This window comes from Agromyces albus (assembly GCF_004134825.1).
Taxonomy (GTDB): domain Bacteria; phylum Actinomycetota; class Actinomycetes; order Actinomycetales; family Microbacteriaceae; genus Agromyces; species Agromyces albus.
The window spans coordinates 1-12,591 of the sequence record NZ_SDPN01000039.1 but is presented as its reverse complement, the minus strand read 5'-3'; the positions used below and the strand labels follow the sequence as shown (position 1 = coordinate 12,591).

General features: G+C 70.3%; 13 protein-coding genes. 9 read left to right on the top strand and 4 right to left on the bottom strand.

Features of this window, described 5'->3' with window-relative positions; translation table 11 throughout:
- Window position 1: 1 nt before the first annotated feature.
- On the bottom strand, window positions 2-1,201 hold the full coding sequence (locus ESP51_RS16235) for an acetyl-CoA C-acyltransferase (RefSeq protein WP_129521962.1): 1,200 nt from the start codon (window positions 1,199-1,201) through the stop codon (window positions 2-4).
- Between the two features lie 200 nt (window positions 1,202-1,401).
- Between ESP51_RS16235 and ESP51_RS16230 the strand changes: the two genes are divergently transcribed.
- The gene (locus ESP51_RS16230) at window positions 1,402-2,163 is read left to right on the top strand and encodes a metallophosphoesterase family protein (protein ID WP_129521943.1); all 762 of its coding nucleotides are present in this window, start codon (window positions 1,402-1,404) and stop codon (window positions 2,161-2,163) included.
- Window positions 2,164-2,169: 6 nt separating this feature from the next.
- Here ESP51_RS16230 and ESP51_RS16225 read toward each other — a convergent pair whose 3' ends face one another.
- Window positions 2,170-2,529, bottom strand: coding sequence for a DoxX family protein (locus tag ESP51_RS16225; protein WP_129521942.1), 360 nt, complete (start codon window positions 2,527-2,529; stop codon window positions 2,170-2,172).
- A 37-nt stretch (window positions 2,530-2,566) separates the two neighbouring features.
- Between ESP51_RS16225 and ESP51_RS16220 the strand changes: the two genes are divergently transcribed.
- Entirely contained in the window at window positions 2,567-3,109 is a 543-nt protein-coding gene (locus tag ESP51_RS16220) for a TetR/AcrR family transcriptional regulator (RefSeq protein WP_164990559.1), read from the top strand.
- Window positions 3,110-3,187: 78 nt separating this feature from the next.
- On the opposite strand, the gene ESP51_RS16215 is transcribed toward ESP51_RS16220, so the two are convergent.
- Complete coding sequence (locus tag ESP51_RS16215) at window positions 3,188-5,218, bottom strand: DEAD/DEAH box helicase (protein WP_129521940.1); 2,031 nt, start codon at window positions 5,216-5,218, stop codon at window positions 3,188-3,190.
- A 254-nt stretch (window positions 5,219-5,472) separates the two neighbouring features.
- On the opposite strand from ESP51_RS16215, the gene ESP51_RS16210 reads away from it, so the two are divergent.
- From ESP51_RS16210 to ESP51_RS16185, 6 genes are all read left to right on the top strand, one after another.
- Window positions 5,473-6,081 (top strand): sugar O-acetyltransferase, encoded by a 609-nt coding sequence (locus tag ESP51_RS16210; protein WP_129521939.1) that lies wholly within the window; start codon window positions 5,473-5,475, stop codon window positions 6,079-6,081.
- Between the two features lie 74 nt (window positions 6,082-6,155).
- Window positions 6,156-6,350, top strand: a complete 195-nt coding sequence (locus ESP51_RS16205) for a hypothetical protein (RefSeq protein WP_129521938.1) — start codon at window positions 6,156-6,158, stop codon at window positions 6,348-6,350.
- A 111-nt stretch (window positions 6,351-6,461) separates the two neighbouring features.
- On the top strand, window positions 6,462-7,472 hold the full coding sequence (locus ESP51_RS16200) for an alpha/beta hydrolase (RefSeq protein ID WP_129521937.1): 1,011 nt from the start codon (window positions 6,462-6,464) through the stop codon (window positions 7,470-7,472).
- A gap of 77 nt (window positions 7,473-7,549) precedes the next feature.
- On the top strand, window positions 7,550-8,590 hold the full coding sequence (locus ESP51_RS16195) for a YihY/virulence factor BrkB family protein (protein WP_129521936.1): 1,041 nt from the start codon (window positions 7,550-7,552) through the stop codon (window positions 8,588-8,590).
- Window positions 8,591-8,684: 94 nt separating this feature from the next.
- Complete coding sequence (locus ESP51_RS16190; protein ID WP_164990558.1) at window positions 8,685-9,998, top strand: sensor histidine kinase; 1,314 nt, start codon at window positions 8,685-8,687, stop codon at window positions 9,996-9,998.
- Complete coding sequence (locus ESP51_RS16185; protein WP_129521934.1) at window positions 9,995-10,666, top strand: response regulator; 672 nt, start codon at window positions 9,995-9,997, stop codon at window positions 10,664-10,666. Before ESP51_RS16190 ends, ESP51_RS16185 begins: the two co-directional genes overlap by 4 nt.
- Before the next feature lie 25 nt (window positions 10,667-10,691).
- On the opposite strand, the gene ESP51_RS16180 is transcribed toward ESP51_RS16185, so the two are convergent.
- Window positions 10,692-11,195, bottom strand: coding sequence for a PaaI family thioesterase (locus ESP51_RS16180; protein WP_129521933.1), 504 nt, complete (start codon window positions 11,193-11,195; stop codon window positions 10,692-10,694).
- A 220-nt stretch (window positions 11,196-11,415) separates the two neighbouring features.
- On the opposite strand from ESP51_RS16180, the gene ESP51_RS16175 reads away from it, so the two are divergent.
- Window positions 11,416-12,591, top strand: a 1,176-nt coding sequence (locus ESP51_RS16175) for an acyltransferase family protein (protein ID WP_164990557.1), incomplete at its 3' end; no start/stop codon positions are given.

Here is a 12,591-nt window from a genome sequence, read left to right as displayed (position 1 = left end):
CTCACGACACGCGCTCCACGATGAGTGCGGTGCCCTGGCCGACGCCGACGCACATGGTCGCGAGCCCGTAGCGCGAGCCCTCGCGCTCCATGCGGCCGAGCAGTGTCACGACGAGACGTGCGCCCGAGGAGCCGAGCGGATGCCCCAGGGCGATCGCCCCGCCGTCGGCATTCACGAGCGCGGGGTCGAGCCCGAGCCGGCGCATCACGGCGATGGACTGGGTGGCGAACGCCTCGTTGAGCTCGATCGAGCCGATCTCGTCGAGGTCGATCCCGGCGCGTTCGAGGGCCTTCTCGGTGGCGGGCACGGGCCCGAGGCCCATGATCTCAGGGGCGAGTCCCGCGCTCGTGCCGACGACCACGCGGGCACGAGGCGTGAGCCCGTAGCGCTCCACGGCCTCGCCGCTCGCCACGAGGATCGCGGATGCCCCGTCGTTCAGCGCGCTCGAATTGCCCGCCGTGACCACCGAGCCTCCCGGCACGACCGGTCGCAGTCCGGCGAGCACCTCGAGCGTCGTCTCGGGACGCGGACCCTCGTCGACGAGCACCTCGCCGCGCGCCGTCTGCACGCCGACGATCTCAGCTTCGAACCGCCCGCCCGCGATGGCCGCGAGGGCGCGCTGCTGCGAGCGCAGCGCGAACGCGTCGGCCTCCTCACGCGTGATCCCGTCGATGCGAGCGACCTCTTCGGCGGTCTCGGGCATCGAGTACGTCGCCTTGTCGCGCGCGAGGAGCTCGGGGTTCGGGAAACGCCAGCCGATCGACGTGTCGTGCGTCGCGCCAGGGCGGGCCCACGCCTTCTCGGGCTTCGCCTGCACCCACGGTGCGCGCGTCATCGACTCGACGCCGCCGGCCACGATGAGATGCGAGTCACCGGCGCGGATCGCCTGCGCGGCCATCGTGATCGCCGACATGCTCGAGGCGCACAGGCGATTGACCGTGATACCGGGCACCTCGTCGGGAAGCCCGGCGAGCAGCACGGCCATGCGTGCGACGTTGCGATTGTCTTCGCCGGCCTGGTTGGCGGCGCCGAGGATGACCTCGTCGATCGCGCCGAGCTCGCCCGCGAGATCGAGTTGCGCCCGCCGCACAACCTCGCCGACGACGAGCGCCGCGAGGTCATCGGGTCGCTCGCTCGCGAGCACTCCGCCGTAGCGCCCGACCGGAGTTCGCACTCCGCCGACGAGGTAGGCCTCCGCCATGTTGCTGTTCATAGGTACTGCCACTCCTGACCGCACTGTCTGTAGTGGAACGCTGCACCCAGCGTAGGCGGGGGTTCGCGGCATCCGCACGCCCGGAATTAGTGACCGACCGTTCAGGAAGTAATTATGGCAAACGGATGCCCCGCGCGCCACTCGCGACCGCGCGAGACGGTGTTTCGCCGCGATGCCAGAATTATCCGGTGACCCTCGACCGCATCGCGTTGATCTCCGATGTCCACGGCAACCTCACGGCCCTCGAGGCCGTGCTCGCCGATATCGCACATCGCGGGATCGATCGCATCATCAATCTCGGCGACACCGCCGGCAAGGGTCCGCGCGGCGAAGCGGCGGTCGAGCGCTGCCGCCAGGCGTGCGAGACGAGCATCCGCGGCAACTGGGACGACTTCCTCCGCACCATCGGCGACGACGACCCGGAGGAGATGGTGTGGTGGCGTGACGAGCTCTCGACCGAATCGCTCGCCTGGCTCGGCGCGCTGCCGCTGAGCCTCGACCTCGTGATGAGCGGGCGGCGCATCCGGCTCTTCCACGCGTCCGCGGAGAGCCCGCACGTCCGGGTGCACCGCCATCACACCCCTGAGCAGTTCGCGGCGATGTTCCGAAACACCGAGATGACGGGCGCCGGCCCCGAGCCCGACGTCGTCGGATACGCAGACATCCACGACGCCTACATCGAGTCGTCCGAGGGGCGCACGCTCTTCAACATCGGAAGCGTGGGCAACCCGCTCGACGAGCCGACGCCGTCGTACGTGATCCTGGAGGGCGCGACGGATGCCGCGGCGCCGGCGCCGTTCGGAATCCAGTTCGTACGGGTGCCGTACGACATCGAGGCCGAGATCGCGGTCGCAGAGCAGCTGCGGATGCCGCGGCGCGACGTCTGGGCGACGGAACTGCGCACGGCGGTGTACCGCGGGAGGCAGGCGTCGTCTCTCACGAGTCGGTGACCGACGTCAGGCGAGGAAGCTCCACACGAGCGTCGCGACGCACAGCACGAGCATTCCAGTGGCGTTGAGGAAGAGATTGCGCCCGAAGTCGCGCGCGCGAATGTGCATGCTGATCGCGACGCAGAAGTACACCACGAGCGCCACGGTCGTGATGAGCCCGAGGAACGGGACCCAGATTCCGGCGACCAGTCCCGCGGCGGCCGCGAACTTGATGGGCGGCATCATCCACCAGTAGCGGCGCGGGAACCCCACGTCGTCGAAGCACTTCGCGATGAAGGGTACCGGACGCAGGCAGAGCAGGGCATCGACGAACGAGATCACTGCCAGGACGACGACCGGCCAGACCGGATCGGGAAGGAGTGTCATGTCGATCAACATACCATACCGTATGGTACGGTCAAGCATGGAAGCACGAGAACGCTGGATCGAGGCCGGTATCGAGGCGCTCAGGGCAGACGGCATCGACGGCGTGCGCATCGACCGCATTGCACGACACCTCGGCCTCACGAAGGGCTCGTTCCACCACCACTTCTCGGGAGCGGGTCAGTACCGGCTCGCGCTCCTCGAGCGCTTCGAGTCCGATGCCACCGAAGCCCTGCGCCGAGTCGATGCAGACCTCGTCGAGGCAACCGCGCTCGAGGCGCTCACGCGGTTGCCCGAAGTGCTCGACTCGCTCTTCGACGTTCCACTCGAGCGCGCCGTCAGGGCGTGGGCGTTCGCGGATGCCGATGCCCTCGCCGCCCTCGAACGAGTCGACGCTGCGCGCCTCGCAGCGATCGAGGCACGCTGGGTCGCCATCCTCGGGCCCGGCGAGCGCGCACGCATCGCCGCGCTCGTGCCGCACCTGCTCGTCATCGGCGCGAGCGTCGCCGCGCCCCCCATCAGCGCGACCGAGTTGCGCGCCGTCTTCGACCTGCTCGCGAGCATCGCGCCCGCGGTCGAGTAGTCGGGCACATGACGAAGGCCCGCATCCAGACAGGATGCGGGCCTTCGTTCAGGTGATCAGCCGCTCAGTGGATCAGCCTCAGCGAGTGAGCTCGCCCGCCAGGTCGTCACCGATGGAGACGCGCTGGAAGTCGACCTCGATCTCGGCGCGGTCGAGCAGCTCGGTCATGCGGCGCTGGCGCTGCTTGGGGATGAGCGTGACGACACGACCCTCCTTGCCCGCGCGGCCGGTGCGGCCGGAGCGGTGCAGGTAGGTCTTGTACTCGTCGGGCGCGTCGGCCTGGACCACGAGGTCGATGTCGTCGACGTGGATGCCGCGGGCTGCGACATCCGTGGCCACCAGCACATTCACGCGGCCGCTCGTGAGCTGCTGCAGGTTGCGCGTGCGGCGCGACTGGTTGAGGTCGCCGTGGAGGGACACGGCACGGATGCCGCGGTCCTCGAGGTGCTCGACGAGGTCGTCGGCGAACGCACGCGTGCGTGCGAACACGAGGGTCTTGCCGTTGCGGTCGGCGAGCTTGGCGACGATGTCGCGCTTCTCGTGGTTCTCGATGATGAACACGCTGTGCGCGATCGTGGAGGACGCCTGGTCTTCACCCGCGACCTCGTGCACGGCGGGCTTGACGAGGAACTCCTCGACGAGCGCGGCGACGCCCTTGTCGAGGGTCGCCGAGAAGAGCAGCTTCTGGCCGCCCGCGGCGGTGTGGCGGAGGATCCGCTGCACCGGCTCGAGGAAGCCGAGGTCGCACATGTGGTCGGCCTCGTCGATGACCGTGATGACGACCTCGCTGAGGTCGAGTCGGCGCTGCTCGATGAGGTCTTCGATGCGGCCCGGGGTGCCGATCACGATGTCGACGCCGCGCTGGAGCGCGCCGACCTGGCGCTGCTGGGGCACGCCGCCGTAGATCTGCGTGGTGAAGAGGCCGACGCTCTGCGCGATCGGCTGCACCGTGCGGTCGATCTGGAGCGCGAGCTCGCGGGTCGGCGCGAGGATGAGCGCGCGGGGCTTGCGACCCATCTGGCGCTTGCCGCCGGCCTTGCCGCTGTCGGACCACAGCTTCATGAGGCGCTCGACGGTGGGAGCACCGAAGGCGATGGTCTTGCCCGAACCGGTCTTGCCACGGCCGAGCACGTCGCGACCCTCGAGCACGACCGGGATGGTCGCGGCCTGGATCGGGAACGGCGCGTCGGCACCGAGGTCTTTGAGCGCGCGCACGACGTTGCCGCCGAGCCCGAGGTCGCCGAAGCTCACGCCGTCGACCGCTTCGGCCTGGATGGCATCGGCCTCGAGGCGCTCGAGCACGACGTCGTCGGCCCGATCGAATCGCTCGCCGGGCTGCTTGGCGGGGTAGAAGCTCGACTCGCGACGCTCGGACGGCTTGAAGCCGGCACGGTCGGAGTCACGGCGCGGCGCACGGTCGTCACGATCGTACGAACGAGCAGGCCGGTCGGCGCGATCGAACGAGCGCGCGGGGCGGTCGGCGCGATCGAACGAGCGCGCGGGCCGGTCGGCACGATCGAACGAGCGAGCAGGGCGGTCGGCCTGGTCGCGACGAGGCGCACGGTCATCGCGGTCATGCGAACGCGGGGCGCGGTCGGGGCGATCGTAGGAGCCCGCCGGGCGGTCCTTGCGATCGAACGAACGAGCAGGGCGGTCGCCCTGGTCGCGACGAGGGGCACGGTCGTCGTACGAACGAGCCGGGCGGTCGCCGCGGTCGTTCGAGCGCGGGGCACGGTCGTCGTAAGAGCGGGCCGGGCGGTCTCCGCGGTCGTATGAACGGGGTGCGCGGTCGTTGCGGTCGTTCGAGCGAGGAGCGCGGTCGTCGCGGTCGGATCGACGCGCGGGGCGGTCGGCGGCGGGCTCACGGCCCTCGCGCTCGGCGCGGTGCGGTGCGCGACCGGTGGCCACGCGCTCTTCAGCAGACCAGCGCGCCTTGCGAGGAGCTTCCTCTTCGGCGGGGCGGTAGCCGCGGTGTCCGGCGCTGCGCGAGCCGGGCTTCGAGGCTCCGGCGGCTGTGTGGCGCACGGGTCCCTTGTGTCCACCCTTCGCGTACGAAGGATCGAAGTTCTTGGCGGGCCTACCACCGGCGGGCTTCTTGTTCTTGGGCATGATGACTTCCTGGGTTGTACTTGAGTACATGGCAGCGCCTGCGGCGCAGCACACTGAGAACCCGGAACATCGTCGACCGGGGCCGTTCACATACGGTGACTATCCACAGCTGATTGCTGCGAAACCGGCCCTCAAGACTCACAAACCCATCCGCGCACGGCGCGGTGTCCAGAACCGACCGTCTCAGAATAGCGGATGTCGCTGGGAGAACGCCCGCACGAGGCATCCGACGCGAAGAGCAGAGGGAGAAGCGCATGACAGATCGGCACGACGAAGTACTCGAGAGAATTCGACGGGGCCTGCTCTACACGGAATCGGAGGCCTCCTTCCAGAACCCACGACGCCGCACCGACCTGATCTTCGACTACAACCAGACGCGTCCGAGCGACACGGAAGGACGCCGGTCACTCCTCGAGGCGATTCTCGGATCGGTGGGTGCCCGAACCGTGCTGCTCTCCCCGTTCCACGCGGGATTCGGAAGCAATGTGTATATCGGCGACGACTTCTTCGGCAACGTCAACCTCACCTTCGTCGACGACGTCGAGATCCGGATCGGAAACGGGGTCATGATCGCGCCGAGCGTCACGCTGACGACGACGGGGCATCCCGTGCACCCTGACTTGCGCGTCGACTTCCGACGGTTCTCCGCCCCCATCGTCATCGAGGACAAGGTCTGGATCGGCAGCAACGTCGTCGTGCTTCCCGGCGTCACGATCGGATACGGCGCCGTCATCGGCGCCGGCAGTGTCGTGACCCGCGACATCCCACCCATGACCGTCGCCGTCGGAACCCCGTGCCGGGTGGTTCGGCAGGTCACCGACGACGACCTCATCCCGGCGCGTGCCGAGATCGACCGTTTCTGACCCTCCTGTAGCCGTGAGCGAGGCGACGGCGTAGCGTCGCACGCATCAGCGAAGAAGCAGAAGGAGCAGCAGCCATGACCGATCCGAACCTGCCGAACCCCGACCCGACCGATCCCAACCTGCCGTACCCCGACCCCACGAATCCGAACCCCGTCCCCACGAGGCCCGAGCCCGTCGAGCCCGGGCCCGCCGGGCCCGAGGAGCCGCTCGCGCCCAACCCTGAGGAACCGCTCGCACCGAACCCCGAGGAGCCGATCACCCCGATGTGATCGGGCCCGACCCTTCCGCGCCGGGCCGAGTACTGAGGCCGTGCTGCGGTGATGCATCCGCCGCAGAGAACCTGAGGTAGCATCACTCCACCCCTGAACACGGAGACCGGTGTGACCTCGACCCGAATGGCAGGCGGCCCCGGCATCCGCGCCAGGCGGATCGCGTCGGTCGTCACGGCTGCAGCCGTCATCACGGGCGTCATCATGCTCTCCGGATTCCACACCGAGCTGCGTGAGATATCTCCCAAGGGCACGGATGCCGCGAGCGAGGTCATCGGCTCGGCCGTCATCGGCATCCGCACCTTCACGCCTCCGGGCAACCTCGTCGTCGACGCCGACCTCGAATACGGCGTGCGCGACGACGGAACGCTGCTCACCCTCGACGTCTGCAGCCCGCCCGAGAGCGTGCTCGGCGAAGCGCGCCCAGCGGTGGTCTCGATCCACGGCGGCAGCTGGGCACGCGGCGACAAGGCCAACGCCGACTGGCGCAACGTGTGCCTCTGGCTCGCGAGCGAGGGGTTCGTCGCGGCATCCGTCAACTACCGGCTCGTGCCCGACGCGCGCTTCCCGGCAGCGATCGACGACGTGGCGCTCGCCGTCGAGTGGCTGCGCGCGCCCGAGCAGGTCGAGCGGTTCGGCATCGACCCCGAGCGCATCGGCGCGTTCGGCGGCTCGGCGGGCGGCAATCTCGCGGCGCTGCTCGGCATGACCGGCGAGGGCGCGCTCGACGAGGGGTCGCGCGTCGCCGCGGTGGCCGAGCTCTCGGGCCCGGTCGGGCTCGGCGCGGCCGAGCTCGAGGCCGACGCGGCATCCGATTGGCTGCGCACGATTGTCGGCGAATATCTCGGTTGCGAGCCGGGGGCAAGCCCCGAGGCGTGCCCACAGGCGTTGGATGCCTCGCCGGGCATGCGAATCGACCCGAGCGACCCGCCGGTCTTCATCGGGCACGCCGACGCAGAGTCCGTTCCGCTCGGCCAGTCCACCCGGTTCGCTGCAGCGCTCGCCGCAGCCGGCGTGCCGGTCGAGCTCGCCGTGGTGCCCGGGACGGCCCACTCGATCGGAATCCTCGACGAGGCGCTGCGGGCTCGCGTCGCGGCCTTCCTGCACGCGCACCTCGACTGACGCCAAGCGCAACCCCTGCCACGGTTCGGGGGGCGAGTCGTAGGCTCGGCTCAGCCAGCCGACCCGGGAGCACCACGATGTCCGACAACGACTCACCTGCCGAGCTGTCGCGCGACGACTGGCGCGTCATCCTCAGGCGCACGGTGCACGAGTACCGCATCAACCAGGTGTACGACCTGGCGGCCGCGCTCACCTACTACGCGGTGCTCGCGGTCTTCCCCGCGCTCCTCGCGACGCTCGCGACCGTCGGCATCTTCGGCAGCGCCGAAGCCGGCGCCGAGAACGCGCTCGAGGTGATCGGGGATCTCGGCGGGGAATCCGTCGCGGAGGCATTGCGCGAGCCGCTCGAGCAGCTCGTGAACGCCTCGAACGCTGCGCTCGCCTTCATCACGGGACTGGTCGGCGTCGTGTGGGCGGCATCGAGCTTCGTCGGCGCGTTTGGCCGGGGCATGAACCGCATCTACGGCGTCGGCGAGGGACGTCCGTTCTGGGAGATGCGACCCACGATGATCGGCGTCTCGGCGTTGATCGTCGTGCTCGGCGCGATCGTGGCCTTCGCGCTCATCGTGAGCGGGCCCGTGGCGGACTCGCTCGCTCGCGTGATCGGTATCGACGAGGGCGTCGTGCTCTGGTGGGACCTCGCGAAGCTGCCCGTGCTCGTCGGCGTCGCGATCCTCGTGATCGCGGTGCTCTACTGGGCGGGGCCGAACGTGAAGCGCCGCAACTTCCGCTGGCTCAGTGTCGGCGCAGTGGGCGCGCTGCTCGCCTGGATCGTCACGACGGCGCTGTTCTGGCTCTACGTCTTCGGATTCGGCGGCTACCAGCGCACGTTCGGCGTCGTGGGCGGGATCATCGCGTTCCTCCTGTGGGTGTGGCTGTCGAATCTCGCGATGATGTTCGGGGCGGTGCTCGACACCGAGGTGGAGCGCGCCCGCCAGCTTCGCGCCGGCATCCTCGCCGAGGAGCACGTGCAGCTGCCACTGCGCGACGACCGGCTCATCGAGAAGAACCGCGAGCAGCGGGCCCGCGACATCCGCGACTCGGCGGCGATGCGCGCCGACACCGCGGTCGACGGACTCGCGCGGCCGGCGGAGACGGCGCTGCCGCCCGACGAGTGATCCGACCTCGCCGAGCCCCTACCCCGGTACTGCCGCGGAATGGTTCGGCGGAGGGATGCAGCTCCGGATGCCGCGTGGAAGAGTGACTCGCACGATGGACGAGAGCCAGAACACCGACCAGCGCGCCGTTCCCACGGCGCCCCAGCCGCCCAAGCTGCCACAGCCGCCCAAGCCGCCGCGAGTGCCGCGAGTGCCGCGACCGACGCGCGCGCAGGTCGCCGCAGGGGCGGTCGACCGCGCCGACGAAGAGCGCCAGTTCCGCGCGTGGATGTGGGTGACCACGTCGCTGCTCGCCTTCATGCTCTTCACCGTGTCGGTACCGCTCGCCGCGACCGTCTACGGGGTGCACCTCCTCGCGGCGTTCGGCACGAGCCTCCTGCTCTCGGCGGCGATCCCGCTCGCGATACGGCTGCCCTGGCTCGCGATCGGCCTCGCGACCGCAGGCCTCCTCGCGTTCGCGTTGCTCTCGGCCGGCTCCGACGGGGCGCCGTGGCCGTGGCCGGTGACGGCGATCATCGGGCAGGGCGCGCTCCTCGTCGTGCTCGGACTCCTCACGCCGTGGTGGCAGGGACTCGCCGCCTGGGCGGCGACCATGCTCGTCACCGCACCCTTCGGGTTCGTCGATGCGGGTGCCGCGGGCAACGCCGTGACGGGAGCCGCGATCACCGCCCTGGCGCTCGCGGTCGCCGTGGCGATCGCGCAACGACGGGTGATCGGCGTCGAGCTGTTCCGCGAGCGTGCGCACTCCGCCGACGAGCAGCAGCGCCGCATCCTCGTCGAGGAACGCACCCGCATCGCCCGCGAGCTCCACGACGTGGTCGCGCACGGGCTCTCGATCATCCACGTGCAGGCCACGAGTGCGCCCTATCGCGTCGAGGGGCTGAGCGACGGCGCGCGAGCCGAGTTCGCCGAGATCGCGACCTCCGCACGCACCGCGATGGCCGAGATGCGCCAACTCCTCGGCGTGCTGAGGAGCGCGGATGCCGCGGCCGACACCGCGCCGCAGCCCGGTCTCGCCGAGTTGCCCGCACTTGCGGCATCCGTCGAACGCGCCGGAGTTCCCGTGACCCTCGTGCTCGGCGATCGACTGCCCGAGGGCGGACTCGCGGCGACCGCCGCATATCGCATCGTGCAGGAGGCGCTCAGCAACGTCGTGCGGCATGCACCCGGGGCCGCCACGCACGTGTCGGCCGAAGTGCTCGCGGGCGATCTCGTCGTGGGCATCGAGAACGACGCGTCACCGGATGCTGCGGCGCTCGACGTGAAGGGCGACGGCGGCCAGGGGCTCATCGGCATGCGCGAGCGAGCGGCGCTGCTCGGTGGGAGCATAGAGTTCGGCGAGCAGCCCGGGGGCGGATTCCGGGTGCTCGCGACCTTGCCGCTCGAGCCCGACGGAGGAATGGCGTGACGATCTCCGTGCTGATCGCCGACGACCAGGCGATGGTGCGAGCCGGCTTCGCCGCGGTGCTCGCGGCGCAACCGGGCATCGAGGTCGTCGGCCAGGCTGCCGACGGCGTCGAGGCGGTCTCGCTCGCACAGAGCCTGCGTCCCGACGTCGTCGTCATGGACGTGCGGATGCCGCTCCAGAACGGCATCGAGGCGACTCGCGCCCTGCAGACCCCGCCGCGCAGTTCCGACTACGTGCCGCGCGTGCTCATGCTCACGACGTTCGACATCGACGACTACGTCTACGAAGCGCTGCGCGCCGGCGCGAGCGGGTTCCTCCTGAAGGACGCGACCCCTGAAGAGCTCGTGGCCGCCGTGCGCATCGTCGCCGGCGGAGATGCGCTCCTCGCCCCGAGCGTGACCCGTCGCCTCATCGAGGACTTCGCCCGGTCGGGGCCGCCGCCGCGGCCGTCGGGCACCCGGCTCGCCGCGCTCACCGAACGTGAACGCGAAGTGCTCACCCTCGTGGGCCGCGGCCTGTCGAACTCCGAGATCGCCGCGGCGCTCTTCATCGCAGAGCAGACGGTGAAGACGCACGTGAGCAAGGTGCTGCAGAAGCTCGGGCTGCGCGATCGCGTGCACGCCGTCGTGCTCGCGTACGACACCGGGCTCGTGCAGCCCGGATCCTGACCCGGATCCTGACCCCGATCCTCGATCACCGCGGCGACAGCACCAGCAGCGAGCTCGACGCGGTCGCGACGAGGTTGCCGTCATCGTCGGTCACGGTGCCCTCGGCGAAGACCACGCGTCGTCCGTCTTTCGTGACGGTTCCCGTGCCCGTCAGCGGGCCGGTCTCGAGCGTGACCGGCCGCAGGTAGCTGACCTTGAGCTCGATCGACGTGTACCCGGTGCCTCGCTCGAGCGTCGTGTGCGTCGCGCAGCCGATGACCGTGTCGAGCAGCGTGCACAGCAGTCCGCCGTGCACGATGCCGAGCGGGTTGTAGTGCTCCTCACCAGGGGTGCACGTGATGACCACGCGCCCGCGTTCGGCCTCGGCCAGCTCGAAGTTCATGAGCACTCCCATCGGCGGCCACGCCGCCGTCCCGTCGCGCACCGCGTGCAGGTACTCGAGGCCGCTCATGCCGACCACCTGGTGAGCGATCGCGAGCGGATCGACCCACTCGAACGACTTGCTCCTGAGTGCTGTCGCGTCGGCCATGGCGCCCTCTTCCCCGACGAAGCGGACCGCCCGCCTGAGTCGTCCACCCCAGCGTCGTCCTGCGAGGCCGTCGCGTAAAGCCCTCGGTCCGCTCGAGAAGGCGCGCCCACCCCTACCCGGGTAGGGGTCGGGAACGGCTCCCCGGGGTGATGGGCTCACCGGTACCACGTTCCTAACCTGCCCTCATGGGCGGAGGAAACCGCCAGGAAGGGACCCGGTCATGACCGACACGCTCGCACGCCCCCTCGCGACATCCGCCCCCAGCAGGGTTCACCGGGACTCCAGCATCGACGCGATCCGGGTCGTGCTGCTCGTCGCGGTGTTCGCCCTGCACGCGATGATGGTCGGCGTGAGCGTCGGCCCCGACGGCCCGATCCTCCAGAACGCCCTCGAGGGCCAGGCGTGGTTCGGCCCGGTCAGCTGGGTCGTGCAGATCATGCCGCTCTTCTTCATCGCGGGCGGCTTCTCGAGCTATCGCCACTGGCAGTCGATGCGGGCGCGAGGGGCGAGCAGCAGCGAGTACGTGCGTGCCCGGCTCGAGCGGCTCGTGCGCCCGGCGATCGCGCTCGTCGTCGTCGTCGCCGTGGCGCTCATCGCCCTCGCGATGTCGGGGATGCCGGCGGACATCGTCGCGACCGCGGGGTTCCGCATCGGCCAGCCGCTGTGGTTCCTCGGCGTCTACGTTGCGACCTCGGCGCTCGTGCCGCTGCTCGTGCGGGCGCATGAACGGGCCCGGGTGCTCACCCCCGTAGCACTGCTCGCTGCGGTCGTATCGGTCGACGTCGTGCGAATGGCGACCGGCATCGAGGGGATCGGGTTCGTGAACCTGCTCCTCGTGTGGCTGCTCGTGCAGCAGCTCGGCTTCTGGCTCGCCGACGGCGGGATCGACCGCGTTCGGCGCAGCACCCTCGGCGCGGTGGCCGCCGGGTCGCTCGCCTTCCTCGCGGTGCTCACCGTGATCGGTCCCTACGACGTCGACATGCTCGAGAACCTCAATCCGCCCACGGTGTGCCTCGTCGTGCTCGGCATCGCCCAGCTCGCGCTCTTCCAACTCGTGCGACCGCGGTTGCGTGCCGTGACCGATGGACCGGATGCCTCGCGGCTCGTCTCCGCCGTCGGCGAGCGCGCCATGACGGTCTACCTGTGGCACATGCCCGTGCTCATCGCGCTCGCGGGTGCGAGCCTCGTCGCGGAGTCGACGCTCGGCGTGCCGCTGCCCGAGCCGCTGAGCCTCGAGTGGTGGGCGACCCGGCCGATCTGGCTCACCGTCGCGGCGATGGCCGTCGTGCCCGTGGCACTCGCGATGGGTCGGTTCGAGCGAGGGCCGCGGAGCTCGCGGCGACCGGCCGGCCGGCCGGCCCTCGCGCTGCCGCACGGGCGCTCCACCGTCGTCGAT